The sequence below is a fragment of the Pseudoduganella umbonata genome (assembly GCF_014192225.1).
Lineage (GTDB): Bacteria > Pseudomonadota > Gammaproteobacteria > Burkholderiales > Burkholderiaceae_D > Rugamonas > Rugamonas umbonata.
In genome coordinates this window covers 576,116-598,748 of the sequence record NZ_JACHXS010000003.1, presented here as the reverse complement: position 1 = coordinate 598,748, position 22,633 = coordinate 576,116, and the positions used below count along the sequence as shown (strand labels likewise).

The window sequence follows — 22,633 nt, the reverse complement described above, 5'->3', positions numbered from 1 at the left end:
GCAAGAAGTACTTAATGAAACTCAATGCGCAAATCCGAATTCTGGAAGGTACCCGCGGCATCCAGGCTCCTGCAGTGGAGCGTCGGATTGTTGCTGGCGGCCGCGGTGGGGCTCATGCTGTATGCCGCCACGGAGAAATCCGTGCACGACAACGCGCGCGTGCGCTTCGATAACGCGGCGCGCGCCACCCAGTACAGCATCGGCGCCAGCGTCAAGGCTTATTCCGACGTGCTGCGCGGGCTGGTGGCGCTGTTCAACACGTCCGACGGCTTGTCTCGCCTGCAATTCCGGCAATACGTCGACAGCCTCGACGTGGAACGCTATTTCCCGGCGATCGAAACGATCAACTTCGCACCCGACGTGCATGCCGACGAACGCGCGGCATTCGTTGCCGCCGTGCGCGCCGACCGCAGCGTCGAACCGGCCGGCTATCCCGGCTTCGAGATCCGCCCGCCGGGGCAGCGCGAGCGCTATGCGCCGCTGACCTGGATGGAACCGCCGCTGCGCGAAAAGATGGGTGTCGACATCACCGCCAATCCCGCCATCGCGCGGGCCATGGACCTGTCGCGCGACACCGGCCAGATCAGCGCATCGGGCCAGCCCGTCAAGGTGCAGGACCCGGTGCCGCACATCGGCCTGGGCATGCGCCTGCCCGTGTACCGGCGCGCCATGCCGATCGGCGACGTGGCGGGCCGCCGCGCCGCCTACCTGGGATCGGTGGGCCTGGGCTTTTCCGTGTCGGCACTGGTGCTCGGGGCGATCGACGAGACGGCCGACCGCAAGGTGCGCCTGATCCTGTACTCGGACGGCAATACGCCGCCGGAGCAGCGCCGCCTGCAGATCGAAAGCGACGACCGCCTGCTGTACAACGACACGGGCGCGCTGGACGCCCCGGCCACGCTGCCGGGCAACGTCGACGATTACTTCGTGGCCGTGCTGCCGATCGACTTCAACGGCGCACTGTGGAAAGCCCGCTTCTACACGCGCAAGGTGGACATGATCAGCGGCTTCGACCGCCACCTGCCGTGGGTCGCGCTGGCCATCGGCTTTGCCGGCACGATGCTGCTGTACAGCTATGTGTTCATGCTGACGTCGCAGCGCCGCAACGCGCAGGAGCAGCGCCGCCTGCTCGACAGCGTGCTGGACAACGTCGATGCGCATGTGTACCTGAAGGATGCCGAGCGCCGCTTCATCTACGTCAACGCGCGCATGGCCCAGGTGATGGGCCGCCCGGCCGAGCAGATCGTCGGCCGGATGGACCGCGAGCTGCTGCCCAAGCGCATCGCCACGCGCGACTGGCTGGAGGACCGGCAGGTGCTGGCCGACGGCGTCAAGCGCGCCAGCGAGGGGCAGTTCGTCGACGACCAGGGCAACACGCGGCACCTGTGGACGGTGAAGGCGGCCGTCGAACTGGAGCAGGGACCGGCCGTCATCGCGCTGTCCACCGACGTGACCGAACTGCACGAACTGAAGGAGGCGGCGCAGGCCGCCAGCCGTGCGAAGAGTGATTTCCTGTCGAACATGAGCCATGAAATCCGCACGCCGATGAACAGCGTGATCGGCATGGCGCACCTGGCGCTGAAATCGGTGGCCGATCCGAAACAGCGCGATTACCTGCAGAAAATCTACCACTCCGGCCAGCACCTGCTGGGCATCATCAACAATATCCTCGATTTTTCCAAGATCGAGGCGGGCAAGCTCGATCTCGAGATGCTGGATTTCCCGCTCGACGCGCTGTTCGGCAACGTGTCGACGCAATTGGGCGAGGACGCGGCGCGGCGCGGCCTGGAACTGGTGTTCCAGACCTGGCCCGACGTGCCGGAGCAGCTGCGCGGCGACCCGCTGCGGCTGGAGCAGGTGCTGCTCAATTTCACCAGCAACGCGATCAAGTTTTCCGAGCAGGGCCGGATCTACCTGCGTGCCCGCGTGGTGGAGGAGCGCGACCACCGGGTCACGGTACGCTTCGAGGTGCAGGACAACGGCATCGGCATGACGCCGGCCCAGGTCGCCAACCTGTTCCAGTCGTTCCACCAGGCCGACACGTCCACCACGCGAAAGTATGGCGGCACCGGCCTGGGGCTGGTGATCAGCCAGCAGCTGGCCGAGCTGATGGGCGGCACGGTCGGCGTGGAAAGCGCGCCGGGCCTGGGCAGTACGTTCTGGTTCACTGCGCAGCTGGAAAAAGGCGTGCAACCGCCGCCGGCCGCCACGGATACGGCGCTTCGGGAAGAACTGCTCGCGCCGTTGCGCGGGGCCGCCATCCTGCTCGTCGAGGACAATGTGTTCAGCCAGCAGGTGGGCCAGGAGCTGATCGAAGGCGCCGGCGCCACGGTGGTGATCGCCAACAATGGCCAGGAAGCCATCGACCTGCTGCAGAAGGGCCACTTCGACTGCGTGCTGATGGACGTGCAGATGCCGGTGATGGATGGCTTCGAGGCGACGCGCCGGATCCGGAACCATGCAACCCTGTCGGGCCTGCCGGTGATCGCGATGACGGCCAATGCCGGCCGCGACGACCAGGTGCGCTGCCAGGAGGCGGGCATGGACGATTTCCTCACCAAGCCGGTGGTGCCGAACCTGCTGCTGGCCACGCTGTCGAAGTGGCTGAGCCAGCGCGCGGCGCACGGGCGCACGGTGCAGGTGCGCACGGTGTCGGCGACGGGCGGCGCGGCGGCGAACGGACCGGCAGGGAAGGTACAGGGAGGGAACGTACCGGCAGGGAACGTACCGGCAGGCGGTGCCGCGGCTTCGGCCGCACTGCCGGAGGCGCCATTGGCCGAATCGTCCCCTGAGCCTTCCGCCGGCACGCCGGCACGCCGCGCCACGGACCTGATGCCGGCATTCGTGCCGGCGGAACCGCCGCTGTTCGACTTGAGCGTGCTGGGGCAGACCTTCGGCAACCGGCCCGACAAGATGCGCAAGTACGCGGTGATGTTCCTGACGTCCGCGCGCGATGGACTGGTCGAGATCGAGACCGCGCTGACGGCGGGCGACATGAAGCGGCTGGCCGAGCTGGGGCACCGGATCAAGTCGTCCGCCCGCGCGGTCGGGGCGCTGGCCTTTGCTGAACTGTGCATCGCGCTGGAACGGCTGAAGCCGCAACAGGACACGGCCGCCGCGGCGCGGATCGTGGCCCACATGGGGCCGATGCTGGACCGGCTGCAACGCTACATCGACGTGGAACTGGAGCCGTTGCTGCGCGAACTGGGCGACCAGCCCGGCTGATCCGGTCTTGCGCAAGGCAGGATCGGGCCCGTCATGGCTCTTGCTGGCCGGCATCGGCGATAATAGCGTTTTGACGCACATTTTTCCACGCACATTTTTTCACGCACATTTTTCGCGCACATTTTTTTCGCGCACGATCAATAGCGTTTCCACGCAATCCCAGCGTTTCCACACAAGCATGGCGCCCCGGTTGAATGCCCCGTTTTCCTCTTTGTCCGACCTCCGCTCCCGACTGAACCCACCATGGCAACTGGCATCGCTCCCGGCTTACTGATTCTGCACGGCAACCAGCTCGAACAGCTGCGCGCCGCCGTGTTCCAATGGCTGCACGCCAATCCGCTCGCGCCGCTGGAATCGGACGTGCTGCTGGTGCAGTCGAACGGCGTGGCCGAGTGGCTGAAGATCGCGCTGGCGGAACAGGCCGGCGTGTGCGCCGCCACCCGCGTGGCCCTGCCGGCACGCTTCCTGTGGGAGGCCTACCGGGCCATGCTGGGCCGCGACCGCGTGCCGCGCGTCTCGGCGTTCGACAAGGGGCCGCTGACCTGGCGGCTGATGCGGCTGCTGCCGGCGCTGCTGCGCGAAGAGGCCTTCGAGCCGCTGCGCCACTTCCTCAAGGGCGGCTGCCAGGAACGCCGGCTGCAGCTGGCCGAGCGGCTCTCCGACCTGTTCGACCAGTACCAGGTGTACCGCGCCGACTGGCTGGAAGACTGGGCCGCGGGGCGCGACCAGATGTGCTGCCCGCGCGGCGTGCAGTACCCGCTGCCCGAGGGCCAGCGCTGGCAGGCCGCGCTGTGGCGCGCCATCATCGCCAGCGTGCCGGAAGAGGAACGCACGCTGGGCCGCGCCGGCGTGCACACGGCATTCCTGCGCGCCGTCGAAAGTGGCGCCAAGCCGGCCGTTGCTCTTCCCCGTCGCATTGTACTGTTCGGCGTTTCCGCGCTGCCGTACCAGACCTTGCAGGCGCTGGCCGCGCTGGCCCGGTTCACCCAGGTGATCGTGGCGGTGCCGAACCCGTGCCGTTTCTACTGGGGCGACATCATCGATGGCCGCGACCTGCTGCGCGCCGCGCGGCGCCGCCACCCGCAGCGCAACGGCATCGACCTGGCGCAGGTGCCGATCGAGGCGCTGCACGCGCACAGCCACCCGCTGCTGGCGAGCTGGGGCCGGCAGGGCCGCGACTATATCCGCATGCTCGACGAGTTCGACGAAGCGTCCGGGGCGGAGGCCGGGCACCTGCGCGTGGACCTGTTCAGCGACGGCGACGGCGCCACGCTGCTCGAACAGCTGCAGGGCGCGGTGCGCGACATGCTGCCGCTGTCCGAGCACCATTTCCCCGTACCGGACCGCGACGACCGCTCGATCGTGTTCCACATCGCCCACAGCGTGCAGCGCGAAGTGGAAGTGCTGCACGACCAGCTGCTGGCGCGCTTCGCCGCCGACCCGGCGCTGCGCCCGCGCGACATCGTCGTGATGGTGCCCGACATCGGCGTGTTCACGGCGGCCATCCACGCGGTGTTCGGCCAGTACAGGAAGGGTGACCCGCGCCACATCCCGTTCGAGATCGGCGACGTCAACGACCGCAGCGTGAACCCGCTGCTGGTGGCGCTGGAATGGCTGCTGCGGCTGCCGCAGCAGCGCTGCCGGCAGAGCGAAGTGCGCGACCTGCTCGACGTGCCGGCGCTGGCGACCCGCTTCGGCCTGGCCGACGACGACCTGGCGATCCTGGGCCGCTGGATCGAGGGCGCCGGCGTGCGCTGGGGCCTCGACCGCGCGCACCGCGCCGGCCTGGGCCTGGAGCCGACCGGCGAACAGAACGCGTGGATCTTCGGCATCCGCCGCATGCTGCTCGGCTATGCCAGCGGCGCCGGCGGGGCCTTCGGCGACATCGAACCGTATGGCGAAGTGGGCGGCCTGGATGCCGCGCTGGCGGGGTCGCTGGCCCAGCTGGTCGAGGCGCTGCTGGACTGGCGCGAGCGGCTGGCGCAGCCGCGCACGCCGTTTCAATGGGGAGAAGCGGCACGCGCGCTGCTGGCGGCGTTCTTCGACGTCCGCGACGAAGCCGACAGGCTGACGATGAACGAGCTCGATGCCACGCTCAACGCGTGGCTGGAAACCTGCGACGGCGCCGGCTTCGACGAGCCGGTGCCGCTGTCGGTGCTGCGCGAGGCGTGGATGGGGGCGCTGGGCGAACCGTCGCTGGAGCACCAGTTCGTGTCCGGCGGCGTGACGTTCTGCACGCTGATGCCGATGCGCGCCGTGCCGTTCCGGATGGTCTGCCTGCTGGGCATGAACGATGGCGATTTCCCCCGGCGCGCCAGCCGCGCCGACTTCGACCTGCTGGCGCTGCCCGGCATGGCGCGCCCAGGCGACCGCTCGCGGCGCGACGACGACCGCTACCTGATGCTGGAAGCGGTACTGGCCGCGCGCGACGTGCTGTACGTGAGCTGGTGCGGCCGCAATGCCCGCGACAACAGCGAACAGCCGCCATCGGTGCTGGTGGCGCAGCTGCTCGACTACCTGAAGGCCGGCTGGCACCTGGACCTGCACGAACGCACGGTCGAGCACGCGCTGCAGCCGTTCTCGCGCCGCTACTTCGAAGAGGGCGGCCTGCTGACCTATGCGGCGGAATGGCGTTCCGCCCACGCGCCGGTGTCGCATGAACCCGCGCCGCGGGAGGTGGCGCAGCACGAATCGGAACCGCGGGGGCTCCCGCAGGAACTGGAACCGCGGGGGCTCCCGCCGAATGAAATGGAACCGCGGGGGCTCCCGCCTTACGAACTCGACGAACATTTCCGCCTGAAACTGGCCGGGCTGGCGGCGTTCCTGCGCCAGCCGGTGAAGTATTTTTTCAGCCAGCGCCTCGGCGTACGCTTCGCCGACTCGGCGCTGGTCGGCGAGGATGAGGAACCGTTCGCGCTCGATGCGCTGGACCGCTACTTCCTCGAAGACATGATGCTCGACGACGATGGTGCCGACAACGAGGAAGACGTGCGCGCCAGCCTGGTGGAACGGGCGGCGCGGCTGCAGCGCGAAGGCACGCTGCCGATCGGCCTGATCGGCGACCGCGTGCGCGACGGCCTGATCGAGGCACTGCTGCCGGTGCGGCGCGCCTGGCTGCAACTGCGCGGCGCGTATCCCGAAGCGGCGCCCAAGCTGCCGGTCGGCCTGGAGCTGGACGGCGTGCTCCTGGAAGACTGGATCGACGGCCTGCGCGCCGACGGCAACGCCAAGGTGTGGCTGGCGCAGATGTCGTCGAAGGCGCTCGACAAGGCGGAAAAGCCCGGCAAGTCGGGCAAGCCCGGCAAGCCCGCGCGCCCGCGCGGCGACAAGCTGGCCACCGCGTGGCTGCGCCAGCTGGCCGCCGCGGCGCAGGGCGTGCCCGTCACCGGCCTGCTGGTGGCGCGCGACGCCGTGCTGTCGATGCCGCCGCTGGACGGCGACGCGGCGCGCGCCACGCTGGCGGGCATCGTCGCGCTGTGGCGGCGCGGCATGGACGGGCCACTGCCGGTGGCCAGCAAGACGGCGCTGGCGCTGGTGGCCGGCGGCGATCCGCGCGCCGTCTACGAGCACGGTTTCGACCGCCGCGGCGAGAAGGACGATGCCTGCCTGTACCGGCTGTGGCCCGAGTACGGCGACCTGGCCGCGGAGCCGGGCTTCGAGACCACCGCGCACGCGCTGTATGGCCCGCTGGTGGCGTGGCTGGACACCGTCGAAGTACAGCCGATCGAAGGAGGCCAGCCATGAGCCGCCTGCTTGAACCGATGACCTTCCCGCTGCACGGCACCCGGCTGATCGAGGCCAGCGCCGGCACCGGCAAGACGTGGACCATCGCCGCGCTGTACCTGCGCCTCGTGCTGGGCCACGGCGGCGCCGACGCGTACGGGCGCCCGCTGCTGCCGGCCGATATCCTGGTGATGACGTTTACCCGCGCGGCAACGCGCGAACTGTCGAACCGCATCCGCGAACGGCTGGTCGAGGCGGCCGGCTGCTTCCGCGGCCAGGTCGAGGACTGCGATCCCTACCTGGCGGGCCTGCTCGACGCCTATCCGGACCAGACGCAGCGCGAACAGGCCGCGCACCGGCTGATGCTGGCGGCGGAGACGATGGACGAAGCGGCGATCTTCACCATCGACGCCTGGTGCCAGCGCATGCTGCGCGAACACGCGTTCGACAGCGGCAGCCTGTTCGACGAGGAACTGATCAGCGATGAAACGGCGCTGTTCGAGGATGCCGCGCACGATTACTGGCGCCAGCAGGTGTATCCGCTGCGCGAGCCGGCGCTGGGCGCGCTGCTGGAGTGCTGGCCGGACGTGGGCCGGCTCAAGCGTGCCCTGCGCGAGCTCGTCAAGCGGGCCGGCGATGACTGGCATTCCGGCGAGCCGCTGGGCGCGCTGATCGGCCGTTCGCTGCACGAGCGCGCCCGCGAGGTGGCCGTGCTGAAGGAAGGCTGGACGGACCGGCTGGAACGCATGGCGCTGTGGCTGGAGCGGCAGCGCGACGCCAAGCTGCTCGACGGGCGCAAGCTGCGCGCCGATTACGTGGCGGGCTGGCTGGCATCGCTGCGTACCTGGGCGCTCGATCCCGCACAGACCATCCCCGCCCTGACCGACGCGGGCTGGCACCGGCTCACCCCGGCCGGCCTGGCGGAAGCGTACAAGGGCACCGATTGCCCGGACGACTTCGCGGCGCTCGCAACGCTGCAGCAGGCGCTGGCCGCCCTGGAACCGCTGGAGCACCGCCTGAAACGGCATGCGGCCGGCATCGTCGCCGCCCGCATCGCCGAGCTGAAGGCGCGCGACCGGCAGTTCGGCTTTGCCGACATGCTGGTGCGGCTGCAGCGCGCGCTGGAAGGCGAGAACGGCGCGGCGCTGCGCCAGCGCATCACCGAGCAGTATCCGGTCGCGCTGGTCGACGAGTTCCAGGATACCGCGCCATCGCAATACCGCATCTTCGACCTGCTGTACCGCGTGGCCGACAACGACCCGGCCTGCGGCCTGTTCCTGATCGGCGATCCGAAACAGTCGATCTACGGCTTTCGCGGCGCCGACATCCACAGTTATCTTGCCGCGCGCCGTGCCACCGAAGGGCGCCATTACCAGCTGGGCACCAACTACCGTTCCACGCGCGACGTGGTGGAAGCGGTCAACCGCATCTTCCTGCATGCCGAGGGCACGGCGGACGGCAGCGGCTTCGCGCAGGGCGCCTTCCGCTTCCGGCGCGGCACCGTCAACCCGCTGCCGTTCGAGGCCGTCGATGCCAAGGGGCGCGGCGAGCGGCTGGTGGGGACCGAAGGGCAGCTGCAGGCGCTGACGGTATCGTGCAGCGAAGTGCCGGACCTGAACGCGGACGGCTACCGCGAATTCTTCGCCCACCACTGCGCCGAGCACATCGTGGGTTTGCTGAACGACCCGGGTGCCGGCTTCGACGGCCCGCAAGGCTTCCGGCGGCTGGAGCCGGCCGATATCGCCATCCTCGTGCGCGACCGCAACGAGGCGGCGGCGATCCGGCGCGCGCTGCAGCGGCGCCGCGTGCCCAGCGTTTACCTGTCCGACAAGGATTCGGTGCTGGAGTCGGACGAGGCGAAGGACGTGCTGCGCTGGCTGGCGGCGCTGGCCAACCCGCTCGATGGCGCGCTGGCCAGGGCCGCGTTCGCGACGCGCACGGCCAACATCCCGCTGGCCGAGCTGGCCCGCCTGTCGGCGGACGAACTGGCGTGGGAAGCGCGCGTCGAGCAGCTGAAGAACCTGCACACGGTATGGCAGCGGCAGGGCGTGCTGGCGATGCTGCGGCGCTTCATCCACGAACTGGGCCTGCCGGCGGCGCTGCTGGCGCCCGGCAACGTGGGCGGCGAGCGCAGTTTGACGAACCTGCTGCACCTGGCCGAACTGCTGCAATCGGCCAGCCGCCAGCTCGACGGCGAGCAGGCGCTGATCCGCTGGATGGCCGAACAGGTCGAAGGCGAGGGCGCGGCGGGCGACGAACAGGTGCTGCGGCTGGAATCGGACGCCGAGCTGGTGAAAGTGGTCACCGTGCACAAATCGAAGGGCCTGGAATACCCGCTGGTGTACCTGCCGTTTGCCGTCACGGCGCGCAAGGTCGACCGGCGCAACCGCAGCTTCTTCGAGTACACCGATGCCGATGGCGTGCGCCGCATCGACATGGCACTGTCCGACGAGGCGCAGGAGGCCGTGGAAGCGGCCCGCATCGAGGAAGACCTGCGGCTGCTGTATGTGGCGCTGACCCGCGCCCGCCACTTCCTGTGGCTGGGCGTGGCGGCGCTGCCGGCCGGCAAGGGCGGCGGCAACGCGCTGCACGAATCGGCGCTGGGCTACCTGCTGACCGGCGGCGACCCGGTGCCGGCCGACAGCCTGCAGGAACGCTGGCGCGCGCTGGCCGGCGACTGCGGCGCGATCGGCATCGCCGCGCTGTGCCATCCCGAACGGGTAACGCGCCTCGACCGCGTCGAGCGGCGGCCGCCGCTGCTCGAACCGCGCCCGTACGATGCCCGCTTCGAACGCAACTGGTCGGTCGGCAGTTTCACGTCGCTGGCACGCGGCACGCAGGCCGCGCCGCGCCGGGCGCAGGAAGAGACGCTGCTGGAAGGCGAGGACACCGATGTCGCCGCCGCCGCCCGCATCGACGAGGCGCCGTGGCATCGCTTTCCGCGCGGTTCCGTACCCGGCAACTTCCTGCACGAACAGCTCGAATGGCTGGCGCAGGAAGGTTTCGATTGCGTCGACGACGCGGCCTGCGAAGTGCGCCTGGGCCGCCGCATCGAGCGCGCCGGCTGGGGCCACCGGCTGGACGACGCGGTGGCCTGGCTGCGCGCCGCGGTGACGACACCGTTGCCGCCACTGGATGCCGCGCTGCGCGACATCGGCGCCGTGCTGCCGGAAATGGAGTTCTGGTTCCCCAGCGAACACCTGGCCACCGGCGCTCTCGATGCGCTGTGCCGGCGCCACCTGCTCGACGGCATCCCCCGGCCGGCGCTGCCGCAGCGGGGGCTGCACGGCATGCTGAAGGGCTTCTCGGACCTCGTCTTCGAGCATGCGGGGCGCTACTGGGTGCTGGACTACAAGTCGAATGCGCTGGGCGGCAACGACGCCGCGTACCACGCCAGGGCGCTGGCGCAGGGCATGGCCGAACACCGCTACGACGTGCAGGGCGCGATCTACCTGCTGGCGCTGCACCGGCTGCTGGCCAGCCGGCTGGGCGAGGCCTACGACCCGGCCGAACAGCTGGGCGGCGCCGTGTTCTTCTTCCTGCGCGGCATCGGCAACGCGGCGACGCGCGGCTGCCACGTGCTGGCACCGGATGCGCAGCTGCTCGACGAACTGGACGAGCTGCTGCGGCGCGGCGCAGAGTACGGAGGAAATAACGATGACTGACCCCAACCTCGAATCAAACGTCAAGCATCAGGCGCTGTTCGACGCCATCGACGCGCTGACCGAAACCGGCAAGCTGCGCCGGCTGGCCGGCGCGTTCGCCCGCTTCGTGGCCACGCTGGGCCATACCCCGCCGCCCCTGCTGCTCGCCTGCGTGCTGCTGTCCGAACTGGAGGGGCGCGGGCACAGCTGCCTGGTCCTGGCCGACCTGGCCGGCGACCCGTCGCCGCAACTGGGCTGGCTCGATGGCGAATGGGCCTCGCTGCGGGCGGCGGCGGCCAAGGGCGGCGGCGCGCTGCCGAGGAATGCCGGCGGCTGGCGCACCGCGCTGCAGGGCTGCGAGCAGGTCTGGCCGGTGGGCGACCTCGACTTCAACCAGCCGCTGGTGCTCGATGGCGAACGCCTGTACCTGCGCCGCTACTGGCGCGACGAGTCGACGGTGGCGGCGTCGGTACGGTCGCGCGCGCTGGCCGGGACAGAAGGTGCCCAGGTCGATACGGCGATCGTCCGCGGCTGGCTCGACAAGCTGTTCCAGCACCCGGTGCGCGAGGGCGGACCGGACTGGCAGAAGATCGCCTGCGCCGCCGCGCTGCGCGCCCGGCTGGCGGTGATCACCGGCGGGCCCGGCACGGGCAAGACCTACACGGTGGCACGGCTGCTGGCGCTGCTGTTCGCCATGGCCGGCGATGACGCGCCCGCGTTGCGGATCGCACTGGCCGCACCGACCGGCAAGGCCGCGGCGCGGCTGAAACAGTCGATCGACACGGCGCTGGACGAGCTGGCCGGCAAGCTGGGCGACGCGCTGCCGCTGCGCGAACTGGCGGCGCGGATGGGCGGCGCGCGCACTCTGCACAGCCTGCTGGGCGCGCGCCCGGACACGCGCAGCTTTGCCCACCATGCCGGCAATCCGCTCGAGGTCGACGTGCTGATCGTCGACGAAGCGTCGATGGTGCACCTGGAAATGATGGCGGCATTGCTGGCGGCGCTGCCGCCGCATGCGCGCCTGATCCTGCTGGGCGACAAGGACCAGCTGGCATCCGTCGAGGCCGGGGCCGTGCTGGGCGACCTGTGCGCGCAGGCCGAGAGCGGCAACTACGACGCCGCCACGTGCGACTACGTTCTAGCCGCCGCCGGCGAGACGATTCCGCCGGCATTTCGCGAGCGCGACGGCGGCCCGCTGGCCCAGCGCATCGTGATGCTGCGCCAGAGCCGGCGCTTCGGCGGCCCGATCGGCAAGCTGGCGCTGGCCGTCAATCGCGGCGACGCCGATGCCGCCCGCGACGTGCTCAGAGGGGACAGCGATGGACGGCTGCGCTGGATCGAGGGTGCCCGGCCGGGCGACGTGCTGGCCCTCGCCGTGGGTGGCCGGTCCGGCGCCGGCGCCGGCTACCGCGACTACCTGGAACGCGTGCGCGAAGGGGCGGGCGCCGATTACGAAAGCTGGGTGCGCGACGTGCTGCAGCGCTTCGAGCGGTTCCGCCTGCTGTGCGCGGTGCGCGACGGCGAATGGGGCGTGGCCGGCCTGAACGAGGCGATCGAGGCAAGGCTGGACAGCGCGAAGCTGATCCGCCGGCGCGGCGAATGGTACGTGGGCCGCCCGGTGATGGTGACCCGCAACGACTATGGCACCGGCGTCTACAACGGCGACATCGGCCTGACGCTGCCGGACCCGCAGCGCGCCGATTCGCTGCGGGTCTGGTTCCCGGACGGCGACGCGGTGCGCAGCGTGCTGGCGACCCGGCTGCGCAACGTGGAAACGGCCTTCGCGATGACGGTCCACAAGTCGCAGGGCTCGGAATTCCTGCATACGGCGATGGTGCTGCCGCCGCAGGCCAATGCCGTGCTGGCGCGCGAGCTCGTCTATACGGGCATCACGCGGGCCCGCGAGTTCTTCACGCTGGTGTCGCCGAATGCCGGCGTGTTCGACCAGGCGATCGCCGGACGCACGCAGCGCGCCAGCGGCTTGCGCGAGGCGCTGGGAACGTAACGCCGGGCGATCAGGCACGAAGGGGCAGAGTCGGATACCATTGCAAGGTTTTCAAACCTGTCCCTTGATTAACTAAACCGATCGATATGACCTCGTCCGCACAACCAGATAACAGCCTGCCACTCGACATGATCATCTTCGGGGGCATGGGCGACCTCGCCATGCGCAAGCTGCTGCCGGCGCTGTACATGGCCCACCTGCACGGCAACCTGCCCGCGGCGACCCGCATCATTTCCACCGGGCGCCAGGATTTCAACCGCGAGGCCTACCTGGCGTTCGTCGAGGAACATTCGCGCTCCTTCATCTCGGAAGGGAACTTCGCCGACGACGCGTGGCGCAGTTTCCTGCAGCGGCTGGAGTTCGTGCGCGTCGACGTGCAGCAGGACGACCTGTCGTCGCTGGCGAAGGTGTCGCGCGAAGGCGCCGTGCGGGTGTTCTACCTGTCCACCGCGCCATCGCTGTTCACCACCATCTGCGAGAAGCTGTCCGCGGCCGGCCTGGTCGATGCCAATGCCCGCGTGGTGCTGGAAAAGCCGCTCGGCAGCGACCTGGCGTCGGCGGTGGACATCAACGAGGCGGTCGGCAAGCACTTCGCCGAATCGCAGATCTACCGCATCGACCATTACCTGGGCAAGGAAACCGTGCAGAACCTGATGGTGCTGCGCTTCGGTAACTCGATCCTGGAGCCGCTGTGGCGCGCGCCGAACATCTCCAGCGTGCAGATCACGGTGGCCGAGGAAGTGGGCGTGGGCAGCCGCGCCGGTTTCTACGACGGCACCGGCGCGATGCGCGACATGGTGCAGAACCACCTGCTGCAGCTGCTGTGCATTGTTGCCATGGAACCGCCGGCATCGCTGGCGCCCGACGCCGTGCGCGATGAAAAGCTCAAGGTGCTGCGCTCGCTGCGCCGCTTCAACCTGGCCACCATCGCGCGCGACACGGTGCGCGGCCAGTACGTGCGGGGCGCCAGCGGCAACCAGGCCGTGCCGGGCTACCTGGAAGAAAAGAACGTGCCGCCGGACAGCGGCACCGAAACCTTCGTTGCGCTGCGCACGTATGTCGACACGTGGCGCTGGTCCAAGGTGCCGTTCTACCTGCGCACCGGCAAGCGCATGGAGCGCCGCTCGTCGAAGATCGTGGTGGAATTCGCCAATCCGCCATTCCCGCTGTTCCCGGAAAGCACGGACGGCGTGGCCAACCGCCTGGTGATCGAACTGCAGCCGGAAGAGGCGATCAAGCTGCAGGTGATGGCCAAGCAGCCCGGCAGCGGCATGCACATGCAGCAGGTGGCGCTGAACCTCGACCTGCATTCGGCGTTCACGCAGCGCCGCGCTGAAGCCTACGAGCGCCTGCTGATCGACGTGGTGCGCGGCCGCCTGACCCACTTCATGCGCCGCGACGAACTGGAAGCGGCGTGGGAATGGGCCGATCCGATCATCGAGGGCTGGGGCACGCTGAACGAAAAGCCGCGCGGGTATGCGGCCGGCACCTGGGGCCCGTCCGAATCGTTCGCGCTGCTGGCGCGCGACGGCTTCAGCTGGTTCGAGTAACGCGTTGCGCCGCCCTCCGGGCGGCGTTCAGCGATGACAAAGGGCGCCTCGGCGCTAATGCCGTTCAGATAAGCGAAATTCGACGTTTGCCGACGACGCTTGCGTTACTGGTGTCGGACACCCCCGGGTGTCGGACACCGGTTTTCGGCGCCGCTCTTCGCAACAGTCGAGCAAAAACCGGTGTCCGACACCAAGAGGCCGGTGTCCGACACCAAAGCGCAAGCGCTATCGATTGCATCGGTTGTTACTAACTGAACGGCATTAGCGCCTTGGCGTCCTTTTTCATTGGCGCGCATGCGGCACCGTTACCACGTGATATGCACGGAGGGCGCGCTGCGCCTGGATTCGCCGTGGAACACGGCTTCGATGTTGTTGCCGTCCGGGTCGATGACGAAGGCCGCGTAGTAGCCGGGGTGGTAAGGCCGCTCGCCCGGCGCGCCGTTATCCTTGCCGCCACCTTCCAGCGCGGCCCGGTGGAACGCGTCGACCATGGCGCGGTCGCGCGCCTGGAACGCCAGGTGGTGGCGCCCGGTCAGGTGGCCCTGCGCGGTCTCGCTGTCCTGGGCCGACACAAACAGCTCGTCGACCCAGAAATAATCGTCGGCCGTGCCGCCGACCGGAATCTCCAGCGCCGCGAACACCGCCGTATAGAACTTGCGCGACGCGGGCAGGTCTTTGACGACCAGCTGGATGTGGTCGATCAGGCGGCCACGGTGAACCTCTTGAGCTTCCATGCTGTACTCCCCGACAGGATTGGTGGGCCTTCAAGTATCGCAGGTTTTGCCACCGGAAGTCGCACCGTCGCGGCGCCCTGCAAACGATCAATCGGCTGAGTATTCAGGCATTAACGGCCCGTGCGCATAGGAAAATCGGCGCAACCTCATCATCATTACTGCCGGCGCACCTGCCGCGCCGCCGCGAACCAGAACAGGAGACTTTCCATGCCCCAGCGCCATGTCCACCGATCCGTTGCCGCGCTAGCCTCATCGCCGGGCCGGTTGCGCCGGAGCGTGCCGGCCGCCGCGCTGGCTGCGGCGCTTGCCACTGGCCTTGCACACGCGGCGCCGCACGGTTCTGCCACGCATGACCCGACCGTCTTCCAGCGCATCGGCGACGTGGCGCAGCATCTGGCCACGCCGCCCGCCGATGCGCGGCCGATGATGCGCTGGTGGTGGTTCGGCCCCGCTGTCGAGAAGAACCAGCTGGCCCTGGAAATCCAGCGGATGAAGGAGGGCGGTATCGGCGGCGTGGAGATCCAGGCCGTGTATCCGATGGCGCTGGACGACCCGGCGCGCGGCGTGAAGAACCTGCCGTTCCTGTCGCCGGAACACCTCGAGGCGCTGCGGTTCGCCAACGAGCAGGGGCGCGCGGCCGGCCTGCGCGTCGACCTCACGCTGGGCAGCGGCTGGCCGTTCGGCGGCCCGCACATCGGCATCGCCGACGCGATCGGCAAGATGCGCGTCGTCGCGGTCGAAGTGCCGGCCGGCGCCTCCGGCTACCGGCTGCCGGTGGTGTCGGAAGGCGAGAAGATCGAAGCGGCGTTCATCGGCGATGGCACGGCGAAGGAATACGACGCGACGCGGCTGCGCCCGCTGCCGGTGGCCGACGCGCCGGACGGCCGCGGCACCGTGGCGGCGGCCGCCGCGCCGCGCGTGGCGGTGTACTACATCGCCAGCCGCTCCGGCATGCAGGTCAAGCGCCCGGCGGTGGGCGGCGAGGGCTTCGTGCTCGACCACATGAGCCGCCGCGCCATCGACAACCATCTGAAGAATGTCGGCGAGCCGCTGCTGAAGGCGTTTGGCGACCAGCCGCCGTATGCGATCTTCTCGGACAGCCTGGAAAGCTATGGCACCGACTGGACCGGCGACTTCCTGGAGCAGTTCCAGCGCCGGCGCGGCTACGACCTGCGGCCCTACCTGCCGCTGGTGTTTTCCGGCCAGGGCGCCGATGCGCCCGCGCTGCGGCACGACTGGGCGCTCACGCAGACCGAGCTGGTGGAAGACAATTACCTAAAGCCCGTGACGGAATGGGCGCACCGGCACGGCACCCGTTTCCGCTCGCAGACCTATGGCGAGCCGCCGGCATCGCTGTCGAGCTTCCGCCACCAGGACCTGTTCGAGGGCGAGGGCGCGCAGTACCGGCAGTTCTCGTTTACGCGCCTGGCCTCGTCCGCCGCGCACCTGTACGGCAGGCCGGTGGTATCGGCCGAGACGTGGACGTGGCTGCGCTCGCCCGCGCACACGGCCAGCCCGCTGGACATGAAGGCCGAGGCCGACCGCATGTTCGTGCAAGGTGTCACCCAGATCATCGGCCACGGCTGGCCCTATACGCCGCCGAACGCGCCGGAGCCGGGCTACCAGCTGTACGCCGCCGCCGTGTTCAACCACCACCAGCCGTGGTACATGGTGATGCCCGAAGTGTCGGGCTACCTGGCCCGCGTCAGCTACCTGCTGCGGCAGGGCGCGCCCGCCAACCAGGTCGCCGTGCTGCTGCCGAACGACGATGTGTATGCGATCAACCGGCCGGGCAAGACGTCGCTGTCGGCCGAGCTGCCGAAGTTCATCAAGCCGGAACTGGTCCAGCAGATCATGGACAGCGGCCACAATCTCGACTATGTCGATCCGGAAGCCGTGCTGCGCGTCGGGATCGGCCGCTACCCGGTGCTGGTGATGCCGAACGTGACGCGCCTGGCGCCCGAGGTGCTGGCGAAACTGGATGCGTACGTGAAAGGCGGTGGCAGGATCATCGCGATCGGCGCCACGCCGTCGCTGGCACCGGGCTTCAAGGATGCCGCGCGCATCACCGCCGAGGTGAAGCGCGCATCCGCCGCGCTGTTCGGGCGCCGCGGCGTAACGAGGATCGGCACGGACCTGGAACTGGGCCGCGCGCTGCAGGGCGTGCTGCCCGGCGACGTGCAGCTGAGTAACGTGCGTCCGGGCGAAGCAGGAAATCGTGTCAGCTTCGTGCGCCGCAAGCTGGCCGATGCCGACATCTACTTCATCGCCAATACCGGCAACGAGCCCGTATCGGCCAGCCTGGCCTTCCGCCAGCCGCGCCGGCATGCGGCGCGGCTCGATCCGGACAGCGGCAGCCTGACGCAGTCGGCCCTCGCGCCGGCATTGCAGCTGGCGCCGTACGAATCGGTGGTGTACGTGATGAGCGACGCGCCGTTGCCGGGCGCCGCGCCGGAAGCGAAGACCGGCGCGGCCGCCGTGGTTGCCGACCTGTCGGCCGGCTGGCAGGTGCGCTTCCCGGACCGGCCGCCGGTGGCGATGGACAGGCTGGCATCGTGGACCGACAGCGAGGCGACCCGCTACTTCTCGGGCCGGGCGGTGTACAGCCGCAAGCTCGCCGTCGGCGCCGCGCAGTTGAATGGGAAACGCGTTTCGATCGACTTCGGCACCGGCACGCCATTGCCGGACAGCGGCGTGCACGCGCACCATTCGGGCATGCGGGCGATGTACGAACCGGCGCTGCGCGACGCGGCGGTGGTGACGGTGAACGGCCGGCGCGCCGGCACGCTGTGGCATCCGCCGTATCGCCTCGACGTGACGCCGTTCCTGAAGGCCGGCGACAACGACATCGACGTGACGGTGGCCAACCTGGGCGTGAATGCGCTGGCCGGGCGCGAGCTGCCCGACTTCAAGCTGCTGCGCCTGCGCTACGGCAACCGCTTCGAACTGCAGGATACGGACAAGATCGCGCCGCAGCCGGCGGGCTTGCTGGGGCCGGTGACGCTGGTGGAGGAGGCGGTGCGATAGGGCGATGAAGACCCGCGAGCAGCATGGATCGCCGCTGAAACCGGTGTCCGACACCCTGGAACCGGTGTCCGACACCATAACGCTGCCGTCGTCGACCGGATCGAGCGCCGCACTGCCGCACCGGCGCGTCGAACCTCAGATGCCGATCACGCCGCCATCGATGCGCGTGATGGCGACCGTGGCGGAGCGCACGATGCCGCCGTCGGCGACCGGCACCTTGTCCGGCCACGTCATCGCGGCGATCGGCGTGTCGCGCGGCTGCTCGGTGCCCGGGTGCTGGATGTTGACGAACAGCGTGCGGCCATCGGCCGTCATCTGCGTGCCGCACACTTCGGCGCCGTCCGGCGCGATCAGGAAGCGCTTCACTTCGCCGCTGCGGGTATCCATCGCCAGCAGCATGTCGTTGCCGAGGCCCGACCAGTCAGTGCCGGCGCCGGTCCAGTCCGGGGATTTCAGCGCGTCGCCCGCATCGGTGCCGATCCACAGGCGCTGCCAGCCGTCGAACATCACGCTGTCGGGCGAGCTGAACGCGTCGCCCTTGATCGTGCCGCGGTTGGCGGAATCCGGCGTGTCGGCGGTGCCGGTACCGGCCAGCACCACCATCTCCCAGCTGAAACGGGTGCCGGCCACGTTGCCGCCGGCGTCGCGCATGCGGATGATGTGGCCATGCAGGTTCTTGTCGCGCGGGTTCATCGCGTTTCTCGGCTGCGCGGCGCGCGGCGAGGCCGTGGTGTTGCCCGGCGCGGTCGCGCTGCCGCGGCTGGTGTTGTTCGACAGCGTGGCATAGACCCAGCCGCTGCTTGCATCGGAGGCGAGCCATTCCGGCCGGTCCATCTGCGTGGCGCCGACCTTGTCGGCCGCCAGGCGCGCCCAGATCAGCACCGAGGCCTGGTCGGCGAAGCCGTTTTCCGCGGTCAGGCCGTTCTGGCCATGCACCAGCGGCAGCCATTCGCCGCTGCCATCCTCGCCGAACTTCGCCACGTACAGCGTGCCGTCATCGAGCAGGCCGCGGTTGGCGGTGCGGTTGTCCGGGTCCATCGCCTTCGCGGTCACGAACTTGTAGATATAGTCGAAGCCCTGGTCGTCGCCCATGTAGAAGGCCACGCGCTTGTCGGCATTCACCAGGTGCGCCACGTTCTCGTGCGCGAAGCGGCCCAGCGCGGTGCGCTTGACCGGCTGCCACGTGGGATCGTACGGATCGATCTCGACGACCCAGCCGAAGCGGTTGGTTTCGTTCGGTTCCGCGGCCAGGTCGAAGCGCTTGTCGACGAAGTGCCAGGTGTAGTCGCGCACATAGCCCCCGACGATGTTGTAGCGCGCCCATTTGGGGTCCTGGAAGCGCGGATCGTCGGCCGGCAGTTCGCGCGTGGCGAAGTAATTCTTGTGGCAGTCCTCTTCGCAGGTGAGGTAGGTGCCCCACGGGGTGGCGCCGCTGCCGCAATTGCCCAGCGTGCCGCGAACCTGTTCGCCGGCAGGGTCGCCGCCCGTGCGCAGCGCGGCATGGCCCCGTGCCGGGCCGCCGATGGCGATCCACGTGTCGGCGTGCACCTTGCGGGCGTAGGCCGAATCGCGCTGTACCTGCCACTGGCCGGCGGCGTCGCGGTAGACCTCGGCCACGGAAACGCCGTGGTAGGCCTTCTGCTTGCGCACCACGTCGGGATTCATCGCCGTCTCGCCGGCCGGGTCCAGCGTGGCCGGGTCGGTCGTGGCGTTCACGCCGGTGAAGCGGAAACCGCTGATGACGTTGGCGCGCGCCGCCTCGTGGTTGATCGCCAGCAGGCCGCGGTCGCTGCTTTTCGAGCCGTAGGGCAGCGGAAAGTAGGCCATGCCGTCGTGGTTGTCGCCGAACTGCAGTTCCGCTTCGGCGCCCGTGGTGTCGAAGCGCCGCGCCGCACTGGTGCGGAAGGCCGGTGCGCCGAGCCTGCTGCCGATCGGGTCGCCCTGTTTCGTCACCGCCGTCCAGCGGTAGCCGGGCGGCACGACCAGGTCGTCGCCGGCCATCATCGGCGTGCGCCTGACGCTCTCGAAGTTCAGCGTGTTGGCCGGCAGTGCAGGGGTGGCGGGGGCCGGCGTGGCCGGGGCCGTCGTGGCGGGGGCCGGATCGTCGCTGCCGCCGCAGCCGAACAGTGCCAGGGCAACCGTGCTGAGGCCGCCGGTCAGGATGGCGCGGCGCGACAGCCTGGCCTGGACGATGTCGCCGAAATACGGATTGCCGGACTGGTTGGTGCCGAAGTCTTCAGGTTCGGGCGGGCGGGAGATTTTGCTCATGCGTTTTGATATGGTCAGACAAGGGTTAATGAGAGCGGGCATTCTAGGATGCACGCGTGACCGCTTGATGACCCCGGCAGGGGTGGCGAAACGCAAGGCAGGATGCAAGACAGGCTGCATGCAGGATGCAAAAGGCGCTGTTACCCGGACCTGTGGAAGTTTCGCCAGGTCATCAAGAAACGAAGCCATTGCCGCGTAGCGCGGCAATCAGGCAGTCTGCTGGAGCCAGCCAGCGTTGCCCGTCGAGACCATGGCGCCAGCCCAGGTAGTTCGGCAGGTATTTGCTCGCCACGCCATTGAACCGCGACAGCCAGCCATGGAAGCGGCTGTGATAGCCATTCACGTGCTGCAGGTGGATGGCACCCCGGGCGCGCACGCCTGCCCTCAGGTTGACTGCTTCGTGCAGGATGCCGGCTTGGCGTGTGAACGTTCGGTAAGCGGCAGCGCTGTCCGACACCAGCAAGACATCGGCGGCCAGTATCGGTGACAGGTGGAACGCTAGCTGCCGCGCCGTGACCGGGCCTCGGCCGCAGACGAAATCCCGCGTTTTCCCGTCCCGGTCGCGTGCCACGAGGATGCAGTCGAGTTCCTTGGAGATGCCGCGCCGACTGGCCTTGCCGCCACGCCGGCGCGCCGGCCGGTCCAGGTGCCGGCTGCCTTTTTGCGATTCGAGCAGATAGGTTTCGTCCGCCTCGACAATGCCTTGCAGCCGGGGTGGCCGGTCGTGCCGTGCTGCGCCCATGAAACGATGGCGCCAGCGAAAGCTGGTGTTGCGGTGGATGCCGATGTTTTCGGCGGCGCTCCGGACGGTGCGGGAATCCAGCACAGCCTGCAGGAACGGCAGCCATTTGCCGCGCAGGCGCAGGAAAGCGAACGGTGTGCCGGTCAACGCATTGAAGGTGCGGCGGCACATCACGCAGCGGTAACGTTGCAGGCCGCCAGAGCTGCCGTGACGATGGATGCGGATAGCCGTGCAATGCGGACAACGATCGCAGGGGCGGCCGAACTTTTCGATCAGTTCAAGGCAAGTCGTCAATGACGAGGCCGACTCGAACAGGGCACGCAATGTCGCCAGTTGGGCGCTGGAGAACCCGTCGAGTTGCCCGCGCAATCGTTCCAGCAAGCTGCTAAAAACGCCGTCATGCATCGCCGCCTCCATCGTCAATAAAGATGAGACAGCGATCGCGGCGAATGGTTCAGCTCACCCACGTGCTCGGGTGACAGCGCCACGCAAAAAAGCCGGCGCGAGGCCGGCTTTGTCGGTTCACTGCATGGCGGTCACGACGCCCGGCGCCGCACCGGTTTCTTTTTCTTCTTGCTGGCGACGGCCTTCTTGCGCACGCTGCTCTTGGCGGCCTTGCGCATCTTGGTCGATGCCTTCATCACGCGCGGTTCGTCGTTGCCGGTGATCAGGCGGCGGATGTTCAGCGCGTCCGCGATGCGCGCCGAGGAGCCGCTGGCGTTCAGCAGCACCATCGTGGCGTTCTTGCCCGCGGCCTTGATGCGCATGATCAGGCAGCGGCCCGCTTCTTCCGTGTAGCCGGTTTTCGACAGGCCGATGTCCCAGCCTTTCGCGCCGACCAGGCGGTTGGTGTTGTGGTATTCGACCTGGCGGCCCTTGATCTGCATGATGTCGCTCTTGTCGGTCGTCATGCTGGCGATGGTCGGATAGCGCGCCGCGGCGGCGGCCATCTTGACTAGGTCTCCGGCGGTCGACATGTTGTTCGGCGACAGGCCGGTGGGTTCGTCGATGCGCGTGCGCGTCATGCCCAGCGCGCGGATCTTGGCGTTGACGGCGGCCTTGAACGCGGTCGGGCCGCCGGGGAAGGTACGGGCCAGCGATGCGGCGGCACGGTTATCGGAGGACATCAGGGCCAGGTGCAGGACGTCCGCGCGGGACAGCGTGGCGCCGACCGGCACGCGCGAGGTGCTGTGCTTGAGCGTGTCGATGTCCTGCCGGTCGATGCTGATCTGCTCTTCCATGTCCAGCTTGGAATCGAGGACGACCATCGCGGTCATCAGCTTGGTCAGCGAGGCGATCGGCACGACCGTATCGGCATTCTTTTCAACGATGACGTTGCCGGCATCGTCGACGACGAGCACGGATTGCGAACCGAGCGGCACGGCAAGCGCGGCTGCGGAGGCGGACAGCAGCAGGGCGGCTGCGAGTTTCTTGATCATTATTGTTCGTGGAGAATGGGCGGAGCAATGCTCTGGAGCAATGTCCAGGAGGCCGAAAGATAGCACGCGCATGGCGGCCCAGTCCAGACCATGTCAGCCGTGCGGGACGAATCGTTACAATTACGTGACCAATTGACAAGGTAGGCTATGATCCCGTGCGCGAATCATGGCCAAAATAACAATGGGACCCCGCAGGGTCCCATTGCATTGTCGAGCGGCATACCGCGGAATACCCGGCGTCGACCGCCGGCTTGCTCTTCCGTGGCTCCGCTTGCC

At 68.8% G+C, this 22,633-nt stretch carries 10 protein-coding genes; 6 read left to right on the top strand and 4 right to left on the bottom strand.

The window, feature by feature from the left end; genetic code table 11:
- Positions 1-24: 24 nt before the first annotated feature.
- The 5 genes from FHS02_RS11260 to zwf all read left to right on the top strand — a co-directional run bounded on the left by FHS02_RS11260 (position 25) and on the right by zwf (position 14,147).
- Positions 25-3,225, top strand: a complete 3,201-nt coding sequence (locus tag FHS02_RS11260; RefSeq protein WP_137313506.1) for a CHASE domain-containing protein — start codon at positions 25-27, stop codon at positions 3,223-3,225.
- Positions 3,226-3,468: 243 nt separating this feature from the next.
- Positions 3,469-6,969 carry an exodeoxyribonuclease V subunit gamma gene (gene recC, locus FHS02_RS11255; RefSeq protein WP_137313505.1) on the top strand — a complete coding sequence of 1,167 codons (3,501 nt, stop codon included), beginning with the start codon at positions 3,469-3,471 and terminating at the stop codon, positions 6,967-6,969.
- Positions 6,966-10,613, top strand: a complete 3,648-nt coding sequence (gene recB / locus FHS02_RS11250) for an exodeoxyribonuclease V subunit beta (protein WP_137313504.1) — start codon at positions 6,966-6,968, stop codon at positions 10,611-10,613. The genes recC and recB overlap by 4 nt, the downstream gene beginning before the upstream one ends.
- Positions 10,606-12,597 (top strand): exodeoxyribonuclease V subunit alpha, encoded by a 1,992-nt coding sequence (recD, locus tag FHS02_RS11245; protein WP_137313503.1) that lies wholly within the window; start codon positions 10,606-10,608, stop codon positions 12,595-12,597. The genes recB and recD overlap by 8 nt, the downstream gene beginning before the upstream one ends.
- Before the next feature lie 86 nt (positions 12,598-12,683).
- Complete coding sequence (gene zwf, locus FHS02_RS11240; RefSeq protein ID WP_137313502.1) at positions 12,684-14,147, top strand: glucose-6-phosphate dehydrogenase; 1,464 nt, start codon at positions 12,684-12,686, stop codon at positions 14,145-14,147.
- 305 nt (positions 14,148-14,452) lie between these two features.
- Here zwf and FHS02_RS11235 read toward each other — a convergent pair whose 3' ends face one another.
- Complete coding sequence (locus FHS02_RS11235; protein ID WP_137313501.1) at positions 14,453-14,881, bottom strand: VOC family protein; 429 nt, start codon at positions 14,879-14,881, stop codon at positions 14,453-14,455.
- A 207-nt stretch (positions 14,882-15,088) separates the two neighbouring features.
- Between FHS02_RS11235 and FHS02_RS11230 the strand changes: the two genes are divergently transcribed.
- A complete protein-coding gene (locus FHS02_RS11230; RefSeq protein ID WP_137313500.1) occupies positions 15,089-17,908 on the top strand; it encodes a glycosyl hydrolase in 2,820 nt (939 codons plus the stop codon).
- 135 nt (positions 17,909-18,043) lie between these two features.
- Here FHS02_RS11230 and FHS02_RS11225 read toward each other — a convergent pair whose 3' ends face one another.
- The 3 genes from FHS02_RS11225 to FHS02_RS11215 all read right to left on the bottom strand — a co-directional run bounded on the left by FHS02_RS11225 (position 18,044) and on the right by FHS02_RS11215 (position 22,357).
- Positions 18,044-20,176 carry a PhoX family protein gene (locus FHS02_RS11225; protein ID WP_137313499.1) on the bottom strand — a complete coding sequence of 711 codons (2,133 nt, stop codon included), beginning with the start codon at positions 20,174-20,176 and terminating at the stop codon, positions 18,044-18,046.
- A 172-nt stretch (positions 20,177-20,348) separates the two neighbouring features.
- On the bottom strand, positions 20,349-21,323 hold the full coding sequence (locus FHS02_RS11220) for an IS1595 family transposase (protein ID WP_137313498.1): 975 nt from the start codon (positions 21,321-21,323) through the stop codon (positions 20,349-20,351).
- A gap of 131 nt (positions 21,324-21,454) precedes the next feature.
- The gene (locus FHS02_RS11215; RefSeq protein ID WP_137313497.1) at positions 21,455-22,357 is read right to left on the bottom strand and encodes a serine hydrolase; all 903 of its coding nucleotides are present in this window, start codon (positions 22,355-22,357) and stop codon (positions 21,455-21,457) included.
- Positions 22,358-22,633 lie beyond the last annotated feature (276 nt).

Excerpts from the sequence above, each read along its gene's own strand:
- FHS02_RS11260 (WP_137313506.1), top strand. The coding sequence starts at position 25 with ATGCGCAAATCCGAATTCTGGAAGGTACCCGCGGCATCCAGGCTCCTG.
- recC (WP_137313505.1), top strand. The coding sequence starts at position 3,469 with ATGGCAACTGGCATCGCTCCCGGCTTACTGATTCTGCACGGCAACCAG.
- recB (WP_137313504.1), top strand. The coding sequence starts at position 6,966 with ATGAGCCGCCTGCTTGAACCGATGACCTTCCCGCTGCACGGCACCCGG.
- recD (WP_137313503.1), top strand. The coding sequence starts at position 10,606 with ATGACTGACCCCAACCTCGAATCAAACGTCAAGCATCAGGCGCTGTTC.
- zwf (WP_137313502.1), top strand. The coding sequence starts at position 12,684 with ATGACCTCGTCCGCACAACCAGATAACAGCCTGCCACTCGACATGATC.
- FHS02_RS11235 (WP_137313501.1), bottom strand. The coding sequence starts at position 14,881 with ATGGAAGCTCAAGAGGTTCACCGTGGCCGCCTGATCGACCACATCCAG.
- FHS02_RS11230 (WP_137313500.1), top strand. The coding sequence starts at position 15,089 with ATGCCCCAGCGCCATGTCCACCGATCCGTTGCCGCGCTAGCCTCATCG.
- FHS02_RS11225 (WP_137313499.1), bottom strand. The coding sequence starts at position 20,176 with ATGAGCAAAATCTCCCGCCCGCCCGAACCTGAAGACTTCGGCACCAAC.
- FHS02_RS11220 (WP_137313498.1), bottom strand. The coding sequence starts at position 21,323 with ATGCATGACGGCGTTTTTAGCAGCTTGCTGGAACGATTGCGCGGGCAA.
- FHS02_RS11215 (WP_137313497.1), bottom strand. The coding sequence starts at position 22,357 with ATGATCAAGAAACTCGCAGCCGCCCTGCTGCTGTCCGCCTCCGCAGCC.